Source organism: Chitinophaga niastensis (assembly GCF_003014755.1).
GTDB lineage: Bacteria > Bacteroidota > Bacteroidia > Chitinophagales > Chitinophagaceae > Chitinophaga > Chitinophaga niastensis.
Genome location: NZ_PYAW01000010.1, coordinates 20,744 through 40,595, shown reverse-complemented (window position 1 = coordinate 40,595; position 19,852 = coordinate 20,744). Strand labels below are relative to the sequence as shown.

The 19,852-nt window shown below is 37.3% G+C and carries 21 protein-coding genes; 20 read left to right on the top strand and 1 reads right to left on the bottom strand.

Going from position 1 to position 19,852, the window contains the following annotated elements; all coding sequences use genetic code 11:
• The first annotated feature begins 283 nt into the window (after positions 1-283).
• From CLV51_RS27260 to CLV51_RS27155, 20 genes are all read left to right on the top strand, one after another.
• Positions 284-1,678, top strand: coding sequence for a S41 family peptidase (locus CLV51_RS27260; RefSeq protein ID WP_106531286.1), 1,395 nt, complete (start codon positions 284-286; stop codon positions 1,676-1,678).
• Between the two features lie 18 nt (positions 1,679-1,696).
• Positions 1,697-2,728: a sensor histidine kinase gene (locus CLV51_RS27255; protein WP_106531285.1), complete on the top strand. Its 1,032-nt coding sequence runs from the start codon at positions 1,697-1,699 to the stop codon at positions 2,726-2,728.
• 18 nt (positions 2,729-2,746) lie between these two features.
• Positions 2,747-3,460 carry a LytR/AlgR family response regulator transcription factor gene (locus CLV51_RS27250; RefSeq protein WP_106531284.1) on the top strand — a complete coding sequence of 238 codons (714 nt, stop codon included), beginning with the start codon at positions 2,747-2,749 and terminating at the stop codon, positions 3,458-3,460.
• A gap of 109 nt (positions 3,461-3,569) precedes the next feature.
• A complete protein-coding gene (locus CLV51_RS27245; protein WP_106531283.1) occupies positions 3,570-4,439 on the top strand; it encodes an RteC domain-containing protein in 870 nt (289 codons plus the stop codon).
• A 104-nt stretch (positions 4,440-4,543) separates the two neighbouring features.
• Positions 4,544-5,065, top strand: a complete 522-nt coding sequence (locus tag CLV51_RS27240; protein ID WP_106531282.1) for a hypothetical protein — start codon at positions 4,544-4,546, stop codon at positions 5,063-5,065.
• Positions 5,066-5,318: 253 nt separating this feature from the next.
• Positions 5,319-5,657, top strand: a complete 339-nt coding sequence (locus tag CLV51_RS27235) for a DUF4134 domain-containing protein (RefSeq protein ID WP_106531281.1) — start codon at positions 5,319-5,321, stop codon at positions 5,655-5,657.
• A gap of 20 nt (positions 5,658-5,677) precedes the next feature.
• A complete protein-coding gene (locus tag CLV51_RS27230; RefSeq protein WP_106531280.1) occupies positions 5,678-6,046 on the top strand; it encodes a DUF4133 domain-containing protein in 369 nt (122 codons plus the stop codon).
• A complete protein-coding gene (locus CLV51_RS27225; protein WP_106531279.1) occupies positions 6,003-8,474 on the top strand; it encodes a TraG family conjugative transposon ATPase in 2,472 nt (823 codons plus the stop codon). The genes CLV51_RS27230 and CLV51_RS27225 overlap by 44 nt, the downstream gene beginning before the upstream one ends.
• Positions 8,475-8,484: 10 nt before the next feature.
• Positions 8,485-9,159 (top strand): conjugal transfer protein TraI, encoded by a 675-nt coding sequence (locus tag CLV51_RS27220; protein ID WP_106531278.1) that lies wholly within the window; start codon positions 8,485-8,487, stop codon positions 9,157-9,159.
• Between the two features lie 5 nt (positions 9,160-9,164).
• The gene (locus CLV51_RS27215; RefSeq protein ID WP_106531277.1) at positions 9,165-9,812 is read left to right on the top strand and encodes a hypothetical protein; all 648 of its coding nucleotides are present in this window, start codon (positions 9,165-9,167) and stop codon (positions 9,810-9,812) included.
• Positions 9,809-10,456, top strand: a complete 648-nt coding sequence (locus CLV51_RS27210; protein ID WP_106531276.1) for a hypothetical protein — start codon at positions 9,809-9,811, stop codon at positions 10,454-10,456. Before CLV51_RS27215 ends, CLV51_RS27210 begins: the two co-directional genes overlap by 4 nt.
• Positions 10,453-11,655, top strand: a complete 1,203-nt coding sequence (gene traJ, locus CLV51_RS27205; RefSeq protein WP_106531275.1) for a conjugative transposon protein TraJ — start codon at positions 10,453-10,455, stop codon at positions 11,653-11,655. Before CLV51_RS27210 ends, traJ begins: the two co-directional genes overlap by 4 nt.
• A 16-nt stretch (positions 11,656-11,671) precedes the next feature.
• Positions 11,672-12,289, top strand: coding sequence for a conjugative transposon protein TraK (gene traK, locus CLV51_RS27200; protein ID WP_106531274.1), 618 nt, complete (start codon positions 11,672-11,674; stop codon positions 12,287-12,289).
• Positions 12,290-12,636: 347 nt separating this feature from the next.
• Positions 12,637-13,875 carry a conjugative transposon protein TraM gene (traM, locus tag CLV51_RS27190; RefSeq protein ID WP_106531272.1) on the top strand — a complete coding sequence of 413 codons (1,239 nt, stop codon included), beginning with the start codon at positions 12,637-12,639 and terminating at the stop codon, positions 13,873-13,875.
• A gap of 20 nt (positions 13,876-13,895) precedes the next feature.
• The gene (gene traN / locus CLV51_RS27185; RefSeq protein WP_106531271.1) at positions 13,896-14,732 is read left to right on the top strand and encodes a conjugative transposon protein TraN; all 837 of its coding nucleotides are present in this window, start codon (positions 13,896-13,898) and stop codon (positions 14,730-14,732) included.
• Between the two features lie 20 nt (positions 14,733-14,752).
• Positions 14,753-15,883: a hypothetical protein gene (locus CLV51_RS27180; protein ID WP_106531270.1), complete on the top strand. Its 1,131-nt coding sequence runs from the start codon at positions 14,753-14,755 to the stop codon at positions 15,881-15,883.
• A gap of 462 nt (positions 15,884-16,345) precedes the next feature.
• Complete coding sequence (locus CLV51_RS27175; protein ID WP_106531269.1) at positions 16,346-16,744, top strand: DUF6943 family protein; 399 nt, start codon at positions 16,346-16,348, stop codon at positions 16,742-16,744.
• A gap of 59 nt (positions 16,745-16,803) precedes the next feature.
• The gene (locus tag CLV51_RS27170; protein WP_106531355.1) at positions 16,804-17,577 is read left to right on the top strand and encodes a DUF3560 domain-containing protein; all 774 of its coding nucleotides are present in this window, start codon (positions 16,804-16,806) and stop codon (positions 17,575-17,577) included.
• A 91-nt stretch (positions 17,578-17,668) separates the two neighbouring features.
• Positions 17,669-18,103, top strand: a complete 435-nt coding sequence (locus CLV51_RS27165; protein WP_106531268.1) for a hypothetical protein — start codon at positions 17,669-17,671, stop codon at positions 18,101-18,103.
• Between the two features lie 806 nt (positions 18,104-18,909).
• The gene (locus CLV51_RS27155) at positions 18,910-19,284 is read left to right on the top strand and encodes a hypothetical protein (protein ID WP_106531266.1); all 375 of its coding nucleotides are present in this window, start codon (positions 18,910-18,912) and stop codon (positions 19,282-19,284) included.
• A 93-nt stretch (positions 19,285-19,377) separates the two neighbouring features.
• Here the strand turns inward: CLV51_RS27155 and CLV51_RS27150 are convergent, their stop codons facing one another.
• Complete coding sequence (locus CLV51_RS27150; RefSeq protein WP_106531265.1) at positions 19,378-19,695, bottom strand: hypothetical protein; 318 nt, start codon at positions 19,693-19,695, stop codon at positions 19,378-19,380.
• Positions 19,696-19,852: the final 157 nt, after the last annotated feature.

Below are 19,852 nucleotides of genomic sequence, written 5' to 3'. Positions count from 1 at the left end.
TGGTGGTATTATATATTTGCTTTGAAAACCGAAATGATATTTTATTTATTAATTTGTTAATTGTATTACCATGAAAACCCTTCAAAACCCACCTCCACTGCGCCTTCATAAAATAGTTGTAGCAAATCTGAGTAAAGTTAATTATGCTTTTTTGGGAAAAGCAGTTACAACAGTTAAAGAACCTAAACCTAGTCACAGTTGTGCTAGTTGTTCAAGTTTAAACGAATCATGTCTTGGAAGTGCTTTTACATCATTAACTTATTTTTCCATAATCTGTTAATTTATGCGCATTATATTTTTATTTGTTTTGATACTGTGCTCAAAGTCAGCATTTTGTCAATGCAATTGCATTGACAATTTTGACAGTTTAAGTAATAGTGTCGAGAAAAACTATATTGCCTTTCAACAAAAAATTGATTCTATTGGAGATTATATTCAATTCAAAGAGAGCGTTAGAAAACAGGCATTTATGCAGGATGGATTTAAATGTTATACGTTACTGAAATCCTATCTTACGTATTTTGGCGATCCTCACCTTAATATAAATTTAGTTGGTAATAAAGAGAATCAGAGTGCATTGGAATCTTTTTTTAAAAATTGGCCGCGGGCTAAAATAAGTAAGAATGAGGTGATGAAATATTTCCAAAGAAATAAACTTGACAACATTGAAGGAATATGGGAAATGAAATCGCTTAAAACAAAGGTTGCTATTTATCGAAAATCCCCTGGGGTTAGAAATTTTGTAGCTGTCATTTTTGAATCAGATAGTCTCTTATGGGATTGGGGAATGGTAAGAATGGAGATAAAAAAATCCAATAATCTTTATTCGATTGTTTATTACAAAAAGGATCACACCCCTATTAATTCACTTGCATACATTCAAGAGAATAATCTTGTAATAAAGGGGAGTGGAACATGGACTAAAATATACCCCAATCAGGTTAATAGTGGAAATGATAAAGAAGGAATTTCATTTCATACTTTAGGCAATGATGCATCTGTGGTCACAATAAATAGCTTTTGGATTAGTAGGCGTAACGAGATAGACAGTCTTTTTGGAAAAAATGATAGCATTATTTCAAACAGAAAATATTTATTAATTGATTTGAGAAATAATCCTGGTGGTCATATTATGTCCACTTTTTCCATACTGAAATATATATATTCGAACCCAATCCTTTCTGATGGCCTTATAGTGCGATCCTCGCCCGAGAATATTTCAATTTATCAGAAAATAAGAAATACACCTGGATTTAGTTCAGACGATAAGTCTACATTCGATTCTATAATATTGAAGATGCGCCTACATCCTAAAAGTATTGTCCAAGTAACTGAGCGCGATACAATGACATTTGAAAAGAAAATGAGGAATCCAATAAAGGTAGCAATATTGACAAATGAGACAACTTTAAGTGCTGCGGAATTATTTGTTTTATGGGCCAAACAGAGCGCTAAAGTAATAATATTTGGCAGGCAAACTGGTGGAGCCTTAGACTACACAGAAATTGGCAGCGCGAGAAATTTGCCATGTCCGTTATATACATTTTTATGTCCAATGGGAACGACTTACCATGAATTCATTCCCCTTATTGACAATGTTGGCATTAAACCGGATGTTATTTTAAATGTAGGTAATCAGGACTGGATTAAGGTAGCTTATGAATATTTGAGAAAATAGCAATAAAAAATAATACTAATGCAGATAATCGCATTCTTGAAAAAGAACAAACATCTCATATTGCATTTACTTTTCTGGATTATATTGACTGTTCTTAGTTACTTTGTAGCAGTTATTCAAGAAAATGATGGAGGAGTTTTTTTTGAGGATGCACTGGGAAAGTATACAACCTCGAGCTTTATTTTTTATTGCAATGCATTATTTGTTTTCCCAAGACTGTTTGCTCATAAAAGGTACACATTAGTAGTATTTGCCAGTTTCTCAGTGCTTTTTATCTCTTACTTTTTAAAATGCATATTATACATTTATATCTTCCCTGTTTTTGATTATCCCCCAATTCCATATACTTTATTCCAATTTTTTAGTATGCACCTCTGGTGGTGGATACAATACACTCTATTTGGAATTGGCTATTGGTACACAATTCAAGCCCATGATATTGAAAAAAAGAAAATCTACCTGGAAGGGGAAAAAATGAAAACTGAATTTGCGTACCTATCTGCAAAAATTGATCCTCATTTTCTTTTTAATGTTCTTAATGTTTTTTATTCCAAGGCATTATCGCTTTCTGAAGAATTGGCTGATAACATTCTTACCTTGGCTGACATAATGCATTACGCAATATCTGCAGAAGAGGAAGATGGTAAAACTGAAATTTCCAAAGAGCTCGAACAAATAAATAATGTAATTAAAATAAATAAAATGAGGTTTTATGATGACATAGATGTTCAGTTCACAATTGATGGAAACTTTGTTGGAATGCGTATTATTAGATTTGTTTTGATTTCCTTAGTTGAAAATGCCTTCAAGCATGGAGAATTATTAAAAGGGAAAAAGCCTTTAATTATTAATATAGAATTCAATGAATTTTCCAGATCAGTAAATATGATCGTAATTAATAGTAAATCTAATAAACCCAATTGGAGCTCACAAGGAACTGGATTGGAAAATGTTAAGAATAGGTTGACAATTGAGTATGGTAGTAGGTATAGTTTAAATTTAAAAGAAGATGCCAATACTTTTAAAGTTGATCTACTAATTTATCTTTAATTACATAATTTATTTAGTATGTTAAAATGTGTAATAATTGATGATGAAAAATTTGCAATTTCAGTGCTGACCCACCATATTGAAAAGACTGATTATTTGCAGCTTGTTGGATCTGCAACAAATGCTTTAGAAGGACTCGAAATTATCAAAAAACATGATGCTGATCTTGTATTTTTGGATGTGCGAATGCCTGAGCTAACTGGGATTGAGCTATTGAGTTTAATCCCGCAAAGGTGCAAGGTTATACTTACTACGGCCCACGCTGAATATGCAATTGATGGTTTTGAAAATGAAGTTGTTGATTACCTGCTTAAGCCAATTTCTCTTTCTCGGTTCCTTAAAGCATGTTTCAAAGTGAATTCCATCATATTACAGAGTGGATCTCCTATAATAAAGGATCAAGACTATATTTTTGTGAAATCCGGAACAAAAGGGAAACTTATAAAGATTTATCCGTCGCAGGTCTTTTTTCTAGAAAGTTTTAAGAATTTTGTTAAAATATACCTTGAAGAAAATTGCATTTTAGTAGCAGGAAACCTAAAAGACTTTGAAGCAGTTTTTATTAAGCCTATATTCATTAGAGTTCATAGATCCTACATTGTTTCAATCCCCAAAATAAAGATAATCGAACAAGGATTAGCCATATTTCATCCAGACTTGAAGCCTGTTCCCATTGGGGATTCTTATAAAGAAGAATTTTATAATTTAATTGACAGAAATATATTCAGATAATGTTGACCTTTTAAATCTAATACTTTCTGTAATTGATCTTTTTTGGCATTTAATCATAGAATAAGCAATATATTTTAACCAGTGACTTTTTCCCTTATAAACTTTGGTTATGTTACTTGCAGCCGATCTTCTACTGCGTGAACTTACAGCAAAGATTAATATATTTTCGCGCGATCCTGCTTCTACACAAATAAAGAAAACAGAAAAAATAATTCAGCATATAAACAATGCATTGGGGAAATTAAAGATCCTTATTAAAACTCACAGCTTTATTAACCCGGTCGATGAAATTAAATTCTATAAAGAAATTAATCCAGAGTTTTATTCCCTTTACATCTATTTTGGAACAATTTTTAATATTCAAACGCATATAACTCCTGGATCAACTAAATATAGGATTAAATATTTAGAAAATCAACTCATCAAAATTGATGATTATTTTTACCACAATTTAGATTTCTATAAATATTATAGTTCAGGAAAATCTGAACTAGATGAAGAATACTTTATACGCGGCAATGGAAAGGCTGACGTTCCTATGGATTTGTGTCAGGTGGTGATGGATCGAGAGTTTTGCACACCACATAGTTTGAAAATAGCTACTATTCTGGCTAATCAAAAACTGAAGGATTATTTAAATAATGCTATATCAGATGAACTGACACCACTCAAATCGGGCGAAACTGATTATAAGACTGAAACAATGCAATGGACTGAAAGTAAGGTTGGTCTATACGAATTAATTTATGCATTTCATTCCGGAAAAGTTTTCAATAATGGATCTGCTACAATAGAATCTATTACAAGATATTTTGAAAAAATATTTTTTATAGAATTAAAGACACCTACTGTTACATTTCAAGAAATACTCCGTAGGAAAAAGGGGCTAACCTTCTTTTTAGACTTCCTGCGTAACACGTACCTGTTATATATCGAGAAAATTGAAGAACGTAACCGACAGAAAAGAAACAAACCCTAACTTTTTTTAAAAAAAACCTCATAACTAGGAAATACACTATGATATTTTGCTTTTAACCAACTGCATCTTTGCTCTGAAGTTGTTAAAACATAAAAACACAGTGTATGTCAGTATCAATATTCCAATCGTCCCCCGTGCTGTTAGCGTTGTTTTTATCTTTGCTTACCTATGCACTGGTTCAGATCTACATCAAGTTCAAGGGTAAGCTGGAAAACAAAGACAAAGATGGAATGCTGCAAGTAGCTGGACAAGATCCCCATTTTTATAACAATTTACAAGAACGGTCTTATTCTCCATTACATATTCCTGTAGAATCTGAAATGCAAATTATCCTGGAACCAGAAGAAGATGATGAATCTATATTTGAACTTGTTGAGGATGATACCAGCATCCTGTTAAAAGAAGCTGAAAATGTAACAGAACAAATTAGCCACGTCATTAATAACATTGCCAGCAACCCACCTAATCCAGCAGAAGTATTCACAAAGATCAGTGCTATCGTCTCCCAGTATAAAATATTTATGGACACTGAATTTTACGATGCTATTAACCGGTATATCTACATAACGGCCGAACGTGATCTCAAAATTACTTTTACGCAATCCCAGTTGCAGGAAATGTGGTAGTGATAGATGTTTTGGGTAAGTAGTAGTAAGATAAGTTGCCCTGTCAGTGACATTGATATAGTGTAATCCGATTTTGACAGGGCGACTTTTTATGCTACTATGACCAAATAGTCTTGTAGTCCAACATCATTTTTCCAATACCTATTTAAGTTCGTCTCTTCCCTTTACTTCAAAGCCCTGCCAGCCGTTACCCACCTCCTGATCCGGTTCCAGGCAGGGCTATATTTTCTCATTCTTTTTAAATAATCTGATTATGTGCAGCCTGAAAAGTGCGGATAAAGCCCCTCTGTGCGCTACTGTAATTATTGTCTCCCTCCTTATACTCATATCTATTGCCGCCAATGCCCAAGATCCTGCCGATGGCGGAGCTGGTATAGACAAAGCCACAGAGCTTGTGAAAGGATACTTTGAAAAAGGAATCCTGTTGCTTTATGCTATTGGCGCAGTGCTAGGTTTGGTAGGCGCTGTAAAAGTTTATTCAAAATGGTCAAGCGGTGATCCCGACACCAGTAAAACAGCCGCATCATGGTTTGGTAGCTGTATTTTTTTAGTGGTCGTTGCCACCGTGTTGAAATCCTTCTTTGGTATTTAAGGCATATAGCCGTTTACGTTATGTCAACAGTTTATGAAATCAATAAAGGCATTAACAAGAGCATCGAATTTAGAGGTATTAAGGCCCAATATATCGTGTATCTCGCTGCTGGCCTTGTATTCCTGCTACTGTTTTTTACAATCATTTACATTATAGGGATTAATATTTATGTATGTGTTGTAATTATACTCGCATCCGGCGCAGCCTTGTTTACCACCGTCCAACGGTTTTCTAAAAAGTACGGTCAGCATGGCCTCATAAAAAAGGCCGCACAATCCCGATTACCGTCCTTTATATATAGTTCCTCCCGAAAAATATTTTTTCAGTTAAGTGAAAGCGATAAACATGAAGCAGATAAAGAAACTGGAAAACGTACTACCAATCTTTAAAGTAGAAGATGATTTCATTATTTCCAAATCCGGCGACATAACTATAGCATTTTCTGTTACCCTGCCGGAAATATTTACCCTGTCAATAAATGACTACGAAGCTGTGCATCAGGCATTCTTAAAAGCTATTAGAGTATTACCAGACTTTACAGTACTGCATAAACAGGATTGGTTTATTGAATCAAAATTTAAACCCGATTTTACAGATACCGAACAGTCCTTCTTAACCAGATCAAGTAACAGGCATTTTAATGAAAGACCTTTTCTTGATCATGAGTGCTACATCTATCTCACAAAGATCGCCAATCCTTCTAAAGAAGCCACCCCTTTAACTTCCATCCTCATTAAAAATTCTATCGTTCCCTCAAAAATGATAGATGATAAGGAAATTCAGCTCTTTGAGGACAAAGTAGGGCAATTCGCCCGCATTCTCCAGGATAGCACTTATTTCGCATTGCAACGACTGAAAAATGATGAGCTGATAAGCAGTGAAAATAAAGTAGGGTTAATTGAACGGTATTGCTTTTTATTGGGTAGAGGTGAGTTGCCATATCTGGCTGACATTAAAACCGGTAGTGACCTAGCCATTGGTAATAGACAATTGCAGATATTCGCGCTCAGTGACGCCGAGGATCTGCCATCTCTATGCGGTCCCCGCGTCAATCTCGATAAATATTCAACGGATAGAACCAAATTTAGCATTGGCTTTGCAGCTCCATTAGGGCTGTTGCTTTCCTGCAACCATATTTATAATCAGTACCTGATAATCGGCAATGCGCACGATGCTATAAAGAAGCTGGAAAGCAAAAGGCTACGCCTGCAATCATTATCTACATATTCCCGTGAAAATACTATTGCACGCGATGCCACAAACGCCTTTCTCAACGAGGCTATCAGCAAAGGGCGGCTTCCAATACAGGCGCATTTTAATATCGTGGCATGGGACGATGACCCGGCCAAGGCCCGTGATATTAAAAATATCGTTTCTTCTGCTATCGCTGGTATTGACGCCAACACCAAGATTGAAACAGCCAGCGCACCGCAATTATTTTGGGCGGCATTCCCCGGCAATGCTGCTGAAATACCCAACACTGCCAGATTTGATACGTTTGCAGAACAGGCTTCGTGTTTTTTTAACATAGAAACAAATTACCGTACTTCTGTTTCATCAACAGGGTTGCGGTTGGGGGATCGCATCAGTGGCCTTCCCCTTAACGTGGATATTTTTGAAGAACCGATTGCGAAAAATATTATACAAAATAGAAATATTTTTCTATGCGGTCCATCTGGTTCAGGTAAGAGTTTTGCTACCAACCATCTTTTGCGCAGCTGCTGGGAGCAAGGCGCACATGTAGTCATTGTCGATGTCGGCCACAGTTACAAAGGGTTGTGTAGCCTGGCAGAAGGATATTATTTTACCTATGCTGAAGATAATCCAATTGCTTTTAATCCTTTCTATATTCCTGATAATATCCTCGACACTGAAAAGAAGGAATCTATCAAAACACTATTGCTTGCACTTTGGAAAAAAGATGATGAAACCTATTCCCGATCCGAATACATATCCTTATCTAATGCGCTCCAAAATTATTTTGACTTCCTGAAGTCAGACACCGGCCTCTTTCCCTGTTTCAATTCCTTCTATGAATATCTACGTGACATTTTTTTGCCGGACCTCCGTCAGCAAGGAGTGAAAGACAGAGATTTTGATGTTGATAATTTCCTGTATGTTCTGAAACCGTACTATAAAAATGGTGAATATTCATATCTGCTGAATGCCACCACCCAACTTGATTTGCTGGATCAGAGGATGATCGTATTTGAGCTGGATAAAATTAAAGATCATCCAATAATTTTTGCAGTAACAACGCTCACGATTTGCGAAATTTTTATCAGTAAGATGCGCCGGCTAAAGGGAGTAAGGAAAATTATACTTATTGAAGAAGCATGGAAAGCGATAGCCAGACAAGGGATGGCGGAATATATCAAATATTTGTTCAAGACAGTACGTAAGTTTTGGGGGACAGCCATAGTCGTTACACAGGAGGTAGATGACATTATTTCCAGCAGTATAATTAAAGACGCTATCGTAAATAATTCCGATATAAAAATATTACTAGACCAAAGTAAGTACGCCAATAAATTCCAAGCCATACAAGACCTTTTAGGCTTATCAGACAAAGATAGGACGCTCATCTTATCAATGAATAAGGCCAACGATCCCGCAATGAAATACAAAGAGATTTTTATTAGCCTGGGAGGATCTGTAAGTAAAGTTTATCGAACCGAAGTATCACTGGAAGAGTATCTGGCTTATTCTACGGAAGAGAAGGAAAAAGTTTTATTACAACAGTATGCTAAAAAATTCGGCTCCATAAAAAGAGGTATCGCAATGCTCGCAAGCGATATAAGACAAAATAAACTTTAAATGTTTCATCATGAAAAAAGCCATTGTTATATTCTTGTTTCTCACATGTTCCCTTACCATTTTACCTACCAAGAAAAGCCATGCTATCATTTGGGTGGTAGTGAAAGCTGCCATTAAAAAAATCATTAAGGCTATTGATCTACAGGTTCAACGCATCCAGAACAAAACTATTGCTCTTCAAAACGCGCAAAAAGTTTTGGAAAATCAACTTTCCAAATTAAAGCTAAATGAGATTTCCGAATGGACTAATAAACAGAAAGAAATTTATCAGAAATATTTTGATGAATTGTGGAAAATTAAATCCGCTATAGCCTACTTCCAGCGCATAACAGAAATTATCAGTAAACAGAAACAGCTTGTCAGTGACTACAAGAACGCTTACGCATTATTTCAGCAAGACCGGCATTTTACTCCCAGCGAGATTGAGCATATGTATACCGTGTATAGCAATATCATTGCTGAAAGCCTGAAAAGTGTTGATAATATATTATCAGTAGTAGATGCCTTTTCGTTGCAAATGTCAGATGCTCACCGGCTCCAAATAATAGATGAAGCTGCCGCCGAAATTGAAACCTACATAGTTGATCTCCGAAAATTCAATCAACAAAATATCTCCATCAGTATGCAACGTGCAAAGTCTGCCGATGATCTGTTTACCCTCAAACAATTATACGGTGTAAAATAACAATTATGAAAAAAAATCCTTTTATACTGGTCTTTATATTCCTTATTGCTTTTCCCGCTATCTCTTATGCGCAACTACTCGAAGAATGGATAAACCAAAAATCAACTCAAAGAAAATACCTCATTGTGCAAATTGGGGCGTTGCAAACTTACTTAGGCTATATTAAAAAGGGATACAGTGTTGTTGGCACTGGGCTTAAAACTATCGGACAAATAAAAAATGGTGATTTTAATATCCATAATACTTTCTTCTCATCACTACAATCCATCAATCCAAAGATTAAAAAAAGCGCAAAAGTTCTCGAACTTATTGCGGCGCAAATATCCCTTATCCAATATTGCAATCAGTCGTATAAGAATATCTCTGCTATTGGAGGAATAAAACCTGATGACCTTTTACAAGTAAAAAACATCTACTCTGGATTTCTTTCATTTATAGATGCTGACGCAGACCTGCTTACTGACATATTAACCGGCGGACATTATGAAATGACAGATGACCAGCGACTACAGAGGATCGATGAGCTATACGCTGTAATGAAAGACAGAAGGGGTTTTATTCAGAAATATACTTTGCAGGTAACAACTTATGCGCAGCAAGAGAAGCATACAGCAGATGATTTGAAACACACCCTCAAACTACTTTCACAATGAAAAAATACTCCTGCTTTATTATTGTCTGTATCCTGACTTTTACCTTACCGAAATTCGCCAAAGCACAAGCTGATGAGCTTGCACAGCTCGCGTTAAATATCGAAAAGTTAAATCAGTTTAGGCAGATACTATCTGACATGAAAAAAGGATATGAAGTAATATCCAAAGGCTATAATACCGTGAAAAGCCTTACCGAAGGGAATTTTAATATCCATCAAACTTTTTTGGACGGCTTGATGGCTGTTAGCCCTGGCGTGAAAAAATATAGACGTGTAGCCGACATCATTTTACTGCAAAAACAACTTATCTCAAGTTATAAATCAGCCTTCTCTGCTTCAAAAAGCGCGCATGTATTTAATGATAATGAGTTATCTGCTATGGGGAAAGTATATGGAAACCTATTTAACCGGTCACTGAAAAATTTGGATGAATTACTAATGGTGATAACTGCCAATACTTTGCGGATGTCTGATGGTGAAAGGTTACAGGCTATAGATAGAATCTACCTGGACATGAAGGATAAAGTGGAATTTCTACGTGTTTACAACGTCAATAATTATATGCTCTCTATTCAAAAGCAGAAAAAGGCCAGCAGCATACAGGATATTTCCGATTTATATGGCATTCAAAAGGAAAATCTATGAAAAATATAATCTCTCTTCTTTTAGTATCCTTCTTATTACTATGCCCTGCATTGTTATTTGCTCAAACAGTTGAAGGTGAAGTTAAAACTATGCATAGCGTTTTGGCTAAACTGATGGATGACATGATGCCATTATGTAGTAAAATAACAACCATAGCCAGAGGTATAGCAGGTTTTGGAGCCATCCTTTATATTGTTGTCCGCGCTGGCAGAAACATTGCCGCCGCTGAACCGATAGATTTTTTTCCTTTGCTTCGGCCATTCGTTTTAGCCGTATTGATCGGTATGTACCCTACAGTCCTTAGTGTAATTAACGGCATTCTCAAACCAACTGTAGAGGCTACAAATACACTCGCTGATAAAGAGAATAAAGCTGTAATTGATCTGTTGTATCTGGAATATGAGCTGAAAAGTACTGGTAAGGCGCAATTCCCGGCAGGACAAATGAGTAGCGATGAGGCAAAAGAATGGTACCAATATGCTCATCCAGAACAGGCAGGAAATGATGAGCAAAGCATGGGTTTTTGGTCACTTGTTTGGGGTAAAATTGAAGGAACAATAACCTACTGGATCAAACTTGCACTTTCACAAATTTTGCAAATCCTATTTTTTGCAGCTGCCCTTTGCCTGGATGCGATGAGAACTTTCCATTTAGTTATACTCGCCATATTAGGTCCATATGTTTTCGCGCTGTCTGTCTACGATGGTTTTCAACACACCTTATCTATCTGGCTGGCAAGATACATCAACATTTATATGTGGTTGCCTGTTGCGAATCTTTTTAGCGCCATGATTAGCAAGATACAGGGTAATATGATAAAAGCTGATATAGACCGTATGTTGGCTGGTAACTATCAGACCTCATTTGACTACACCGATATGTCCTATCTGATATTTCTTATCGTGGGTATAATCGGTTATTTCTCCGTTCCCAGTATCGCAAATTATATAGTTCATGCCAGTGGTGGCAACGCATTGATGAGCAAAGTAACGGGCATGGCAAAATCTGCTGTTACCATGACTGCCACAGGTGGAGCATCTGGCAGCGGTGGAGCTTCCGGCGCTTCCGGTACCAATGCCGGTAGTATGGCTGGTGATAAACCATATAACGATAAATTGTCCTACTCCTATGCAGATGCAGCCAATTCGGAGAACTATTTACCAGATGGAGGATACCAACAGAAAAGAATAGGTGGATAACTGAAAACTATTTACTATGCTAACACACTTAAAAAATATTGACACCTCTTTTCGGCACATAAGACTGTTTTCCTATGTACTCATTGTTGCAAATGCGCTCACCTGTTGTTATGTAGTATACAGTTGCCAGCAAAGCATTAGGTTAATGCAATCAAAAGTTTTAGTAATAGCAAATTCTAAACTTTTTCAGGCTACCGCCGCCAGTAGAGAGGCTTTTTTACCAATCGAAATAAAGGACCATGTTGAGACATTCCATTTCAATTTCTACACCCTGGCACCGGATGAACTGGTAATAAAGAAAAACGTTACCAAAGCGCTATATCTGGCCGATATTTCAGCAAAAGAGGAATATGACAATCTAAAAGAATCTGGCTACTATAGTTCTATCGTTTCCGCCAATATCTCCCAGACTATTGAACCAGATAGTGTTTCTATTAATCTGGATACTACGCCATATCAGTTTACATACTTCGGAAAAATTAAAATTGTCAGATCATCTTCCATTTTAATTCGATCCCTCATTACAACAGGCACTATCCGTATAACTACTCCGTCCGATAATAATGTACATGGTATGCTCATTGAAAAATGGAGAATTATTGACAACAAGGATTTATCCATTCAAAAAAGATAGTTATGTTTTATCTCTTTAAAAAAAAGATCCAAACAAATAGTAGCCCTATCACAGATGGAATTGCACAACAGATTAATTTATTCCTGCACAAAATACAGGTCATATGTGCAGCTTATCTATCCCAAAAGGAAATGAAATTGAAAATCTCCCATAAAAGAGCCTTACTATTATTGTTTGCTATAATCACATGCACATTTTTTATCTATCTGGTTATAGCTGGTATTTCTGGGAATGATAATGCAATTCCCATACGCCAACCTATTCATCTTCCTCAAATAGATACGCCTACGAAGGCTATTACACCACATGATTAATCCATCTTTTTCATTTTTTTAAATAATTATCATATGCAAGCTAATACTTTGAGCGTGATAGGTAAAGTGAATTGGACTAAAGTATTGCCAGTTTTAATTTTCTTTACAACTATCATTACATACTACCTGTTTTCTTTTGCTACTTTCATAAAACATAGTACACAGCAGGATTCTACTTCCAAAAGTGCTTTTAACGTAAAAATGCCAAGCCCTACACTTGATGAGAAATACAAGAATAAATTAGACGTTTACATGCAGGCAAAGCGCGATAGCCAACTTTTAAAAAAAGAAAAGGAAAAGGATGCCAACACTGCCGGTATTGATTTAAAGGATGACTATTTACCTGTTAGCCAGCTCCCCGTGTCTACTATAAAAAAAACTGCTGTTAAACATACTTTGCCTGTTGCAATGGATGAAAACGAGCGCAAGGTATCCGATAAACTGGATCGCTTGTATAAGGAACTGCAACGAAGTCCTGATACAATTCCCGTTCACAGCATAAAAGAACAACCACTAACGCCTCTCAACTCCCCGGAAATCGAGCAGCTTGAAAAATTAATGACTGCCATTAGTTCACCACAAACCGGTGACCCGGAGATGAAACAACTTTCATCCATGCTCGATAAAATAATTCAAATTCAAAATCCATCCGGGGCAGTTAATAAAAATGCTCAATTGTCAGTTGATAAACCTTTTACAGCTAATGTTAGCTTGTCACCGGGAACTGATATGAAAACTACAGTATCTATTGATGCAGATAATGGATTCTTTGGTTTAGCATCTGATCACCCCGATACTGTCAAGTCCAGGCATCCAGGTATATCAGCGGTTATTCACGATGACCAGACAGTTACGGATGGCGCTACGGTGAAGCTACGCCTGCTGCAAGACGTGTATATTAATAGTAACCTAATCCCTCAGAACTCCTTTATCTATGGGGAATGTTCTTTAGGAAAGCAACGCTTAAATATCGTTATAAAAAATGCTATTGTGGATAACTCCATATTGCCTGTTAAACTGACTGCCTATGATACTGACGGCTTAGAAGGTATTTTTGTTCCAGGAGCGGTTAGCCGCGAAATTTCAAAGCAGGCGCTTAATAATGCGGTCCAGAGCTTAGAGCTATATTCCCCTGATCCATCCATCGCCAGCCAAGCAGCGACAGTTGGCGTTCAAGCTGCAAAATCCTTCATAGGAAAAAAGGCCAAAGCTATAAGCGTGACGCTGAAAGCGAACCATAACGTCATTCTGTATAATCCTCAATATAATTGATAACCTGAAAATTGTGTCTCATGAAAAGTGCTATTATTGTTATCCTAATGCTCATATCTGTATCCGTTTTTTCCCAACCGGTACAATTACCTGCAAAAAGCATTGTCAAGCCGTATGCTTTACCGGTATCATTTAATCATACAACGGTCCTCGTCTTTCCGGCACCGGTAAAAGACGGCGATAGAGGGGATAAAAATATCCTTGCAACCAGACAAACAGGAGTGGACAATGTATTGAAGGTAAAAGCCGCCCGTAAAGGCTTTGATACAACCAACCTTCACGTTTTTACCAGCGATGGCCAGCTGTATTCATTTGAAGTGTTTTATAGTGAAAGTATTACTGATAATACCTATAATCTCAACACCTATAATCTGAAATCAACCAACTATGGTGCTGCGCCTCTAATTTTGGCTGATCTTGTTGAATCCAATGAAAACATACAAACCAACGCCCTGATTGTTAAAAACAGCCGACCACAGTTTCATCTTACAAAGCGAAAGTTTAATATGAAGCTCGCACTAAGAAGCATTCACTATTCAGATGATAAACTATACTTTTCTTACCGTATCACTAATAGATCAAACCTGCCATATATTATTGACTTCTGCCGCATGTATATTTCCGATACCAGAAAAGTTAAACGCACGTCCTCCCAAGAGCAGGAAATCATTCCCCTCTTTAAGAGTAAAGAAGCCTGGGTAAATGGTAGTTCATCTATTGATGTGATCATAGCGGTAAAAAAATTCACTATACCTGATGGTAAAAAATTTAAGATCGAGTTTTTTGAAAAAGGGGGTGGACGCAATATCAATATCGCGCTAAAGAATCGTCACATTTTTAGAGCAAAATCTCTTTAGAATGCTTTAACCCCTTTTTTATGAACGCCAACGCCAATACAAACCGGGTTTCTGATGCAGTTAATCTTTATGCAGAACAGGATGCGCTACTGAAAACCAGCAACCCGGCTGGATGGCGCTCAGATCAAACCGCTATTGAGCTAAAGTATCAGTTCTATAAGAATATTTTAAAAACCTACCAAAAAAAGCCTTCTGACAGTGAGAGAAAGACGCTTTTATACGTCCGGCGCGAGATCCGGCGAATGGATACTGAATTGCGCCCATCGTTGCTAAAAAAATTATGGAATCATCCGGTAGCATCAGCAGTTCGTGCCTTTATCTTTGGAAACTACAAAAATTTAAAACAACAGACTGCCATTGTGCAGGGTATTGAGAAATCCGTAATACGTGATCAGAACTTACAATCTCTCAGGGATGAATTAAAAAAAGCTGAATTTAATATCAGTATAGATACAGCCTTACAGGGTATGATCAGGCATGGCTTTGATAGCTTTCATATCAGGTATGTTGATCCCTTACATTGCAAGAACACCAACTTTGTACTGCACTTTGAAAAGATCCCCGGCTCTGATACCTACTATTTTAAACAATATACGGCATCTGCACAACCTGATTTAAAGTCAGCAATGAAAAATGATCATGCTGTTGTGAAGCAAACCTTTTCCTTACAAAATGACCTTGCCTTTTCGGCACAGGACGCCGCTACTTTGGTAAACAGACGACATATTTGTAAATCCATTAATGGTCGTGAAAAATGGGTGTCTTTAAATTTGTCAAAAATCAATTCTTTTGGCAAAACGCACCTGCATGAGAAAACTTTTGATGTAAGAAAAGCCGTGTCGAAATTACCATTAAAAAACAATAATGCCGATTACATTGAAAAATTGATTTCAACCTTAAAAACGGGCGCCAGTAGGGTAGTAGATCTGGTAGGACAAGGGGGTAGAGCTATAAAATGTACAGTCAAAGCCGCTCCGCATATCGGAAAGCTACTACTTTTTGACGTTAATAATAAAGCCATCGACTTAGGGCAACTAATAAAAGGCGCAGCACTACAGCTTTCCACCGATTTAGGTAAAGTCGTCAATATGACGCCAACTAGTGAGTATGATGATCTGCCGCAACCTAAGCGGAAAGGAAAGCATATGTAGCATTGGGGCTTTGCTGTGTTGTTTTTTCTTTATAGAGTCGTCGCTTTCTCCTTTACGCTGCGTCCGTTGCGACGCTCCGTTTATCGCTGTTGCTACTATTGGGCTTGCCTGTTTCCGTATTCACTTTTAGCCTGGTATCATAGCTATTAACAAACCTGCTTCCGGCTTGCAACAATCCTGCTTCCAGCTTGCAAAAAAAAGTTCAAATTTTCTGAAAAGCAAAAAGGATAAAAAAGGGACGGCAAAAGTAAGCGGAAGGGATCATATGGTCAAATAAATTGGGCCGTTTTAGATACATAAAAAAACCGTGGGTAGTAAGCGCTACCCACGGTTTTTTTTATGTACGGCCAAATTTATTTGACCATATGATCCCTTCCGTTTGCCGCTGTCCTTTCTTTTTTATCCTTTTTTCTTTTCAAAAATTTTTCACCTGCGGAACGGTCCCGTAAAAAAAAATGGTTTATGGAAAATTTTGCTCTTAAATGTTTTAACGTGTCCGCTCCCGGCAAATCTGCGGCGTTTTATCTGCTCTCACGGGGGAAAAATACCGGACGGCCAGCCTTCGAGCCTTACCGCAATTCCTATGCGTTTTTTTGCTCTTCCGCCGAAACAGAGAAATACTACTGGTGTGTATACGCACTGTGGAAATCCGGCTGTTTCCGCCCGATGCTACACGGCACAGTGATAGAATTTATTGGAGTAGGAGAGCTATACACCATCATTTCCACCGCTATAGGAGCATTCCGGGACGTGGATAAACTCATTGCACGCCTTCGCACTATCTATCAACTTGAAATTTCATACAGGGAGAAACTGCGCCTGCTGGAACTACTGCAACAAAGCCTATTACATCAATCATGATTTTTTTATCACATCACATATCCGGGGGTGCAGCCGGTAAAGGGGCACAGCTTAAACATATGAAACATAATTATGAAGAAAGAAAACAAAACCGCATTCTTTATGCCGCTACTATGGCCGGAAAAAAGAACCAAGAAAGCGACACGCTGTATAACAAAGCTAAAAGTATGGCTTCCGTCATACCCTTTGGGCAGCCAATTTTAGTCGGCCATCATAGCGAAATAAGAGACAGACGGTATAGAGCCGGTATTCATAACACATTTGGTAAGGCATTTAAAGCAATGGACACCGCTAAATATTATGAAGAAAAGGCCGAAACCATAGAACACAACAACGCTATTTCTTCTGATGATCCAACTGCAATAGAGAAGCTACAGGAAAAACTTCATGCTACCGAAAAACGACATGCTTTTATGAAGGCTGCAAACAAGGCTGTTAAGAAGAAGGATAAAGAAGGCTTTATGAAGCTGGAAGGTGCGACCGAACCTTTATGGAATCAATTACTTGTTGATGGCGGTTTTGCATGGTATGCGCTCCCATATGCCACCCGTGACATAAAAGCATTGAAAAAACGTATTGCTGAGTTACAAGAGAAAGAGCAACAGGGGGATCAGGAAGCAATGATTAACGGTATTCGCGTGTTTGCAAACGTCACTGCTAACCGTTTACAGCTAATTTATCCAGGTAAGCCGGATTATAACTATAGGAAGAATGTCCTAAAAAAGAATGGTTTTATATGGTGTGGCAGTGAAGGCGCATGGCAAAGAAAACTAAATGGTAATGCGAAATACGCAGCCAGAACGGTTTTAGCATTGCCTATAACATACGAATAAGTCAGGATTATTTACCCGGTGACCTGTGATCAGATTGCCGGGTAACTCTTTTTTATTACTTACTCAGATTTTCACTTTTAAAAATCATTTTATGAAAGCGTTAAATAATCTTTCTCTTATACAGCGGGCAAGGCTGCTTCATCAACTATTTCAGGAACAAATTCCCCTATTCCTACAGCATTTAAAGAATATTTGTGGATTGGGCGCAACATTGGATGCCGACATCGAAAGCGACAGTTACTATAGCATTATGGAGTTAAAGGATATGATGATACGGGTAAATGAAATATTTGCAACACATGATTACCATCTTGAAAAAAGTCGGAAAATATTTAGCGAAAACTTATTTCAGGATAAGATAGCATCGTTGGTTACTGATTGCTTATTAGTATATGTAGCAGATGATATGTCAACCTGTAAGAAATTCGACTTCATGGTAGCTATTTTGTTTATTAATGATGATAATTTTGATGAGGATCCTTTATCTATAGGTATTAAAGAAGGAGGTGAACATGGAGCCGAATAACACAACCTACCAACACAAGCATATTAAGACAATGTTTTGCAAGATCATTTGCTTAACTAAACGCGGCTGTAAAGTATCTCAATGGGATACTACCTATAAAAATGGAAAACCCAAAATACAGTACTATGATAGCTATTACTTTTTACCAAACGGAGTATGGCAGAGGGTAGCGACACTAACAGATTGATATAGCTAATTACTTACTGGCAATTATATAACCGGCAATGAGCAACCATTGCCGGTTTTTTATTCCACTCCCTGTAAAAAACGCTCTTTTATTGCTGGCTGGATTTTGTTTGAAGGAATTGATCACAGGTAAGGTCCGGGGGTAGGTGTGCGCCGCAAGGGAATTGCCGGGAATAAACTTTCCCGTTCCTCCCTTGCGGACGGCCCCCAGCCCCCCGGCCCTTTCTTCCTGTGATCAATTCCTTCAAACAAAATCCTTGAAAAAATGAAACATGTAATCTCAAAGAAACTATACTACAAATTACCATTCCTACCTATATGCATAGCCAACGCACGGGATGATCCACTTATCATTAATAGAGAGATCCTACAAAATTATTTGCAATAACCTTTAAATACGTTTTTATGAAGCAATATAATTTTCAATTCGATGGAGATAACAGCATTGTTGAATGGGACAAAGTAAGAATCAGAACCAAGTATCTACGTAATTGGGAAGATGCCGTTATATTGGCCCGTAGAGTGGCTAGGAGATACCGTGTTATTGTCAGATTGACGGAGGGGAATAGCCCCTTAACTGTATCCGGTACCTATATTTATCACAACATAAACTTTCATTCATGAAATCAATAATTGAATTAACCAATGCTGAAAAAGCAGGACTGATATATTCACTTGTACCGGAAGATATACCCGGATACCTGGATTATATTCAGCAAACATATAATCAACTTTGGGAGAATAAAGCAAGATTTGAAGAACAGTGGGAGGGTGGATTTATAGAGTTCGGCTGTTGGTTGGAGATGGCCGAATGTGTTAATATGAGCATTGAAAACTATGGAAAAGAAATAAGAATGAAGAAAACAGTTTTCATGCGTGAATTATTTGAAAATAACTACGGCTTTTTATTCAGTATTCATTGTTTAGATCAGTATAGTAGGACTGATATTGCCACCTTCCAGTGTACAGCGCTCGTATCTGCGCTGTTTAAATAGATTCAATCGGCTACGCTGCCGGATAAAAAGTGTATTATACCAGCATAGTCTTTCCTATGCTGGTATTCTTGTAAGAAATTAAAATACTGGTAATTATTTTTGCCACCATAGTTTAACTGGAGGTGCTTCAGGCTTTTTTACTTTCAATAGGTCACGAAAAAAAATCATGGACAACTCTTTGCCTTCCACTGTATAAATCCTGTCATCGTATTTAACAAATCCCGCTTCCTTACTTATATATATGTGTACCCCGACAGGCAGGAAATCCATTAACAGGTCAGATTGATAATCTTTTTCTAAAACAAAGGTTGTGCTATTTTCGTAATATGTTGCACCGAACAAGAGGTAGTAGGTAATGCCGTTTATAGTCGGACTTATGCTGACATAGTTCATATTAATGCTTTTTTTCATAAAAGCATTGGATTAGTTGCGTTTATCTGCCGCAATATTACAGAATATCTTTAAAACAAGATAAGTATAATAGCTATAGCAGTAGATTTTAAGGTGAATAATTAATTACCCATAAGGTCGGGGGCTGACGTACACCGGTCAAAAAACGACGGGTAAA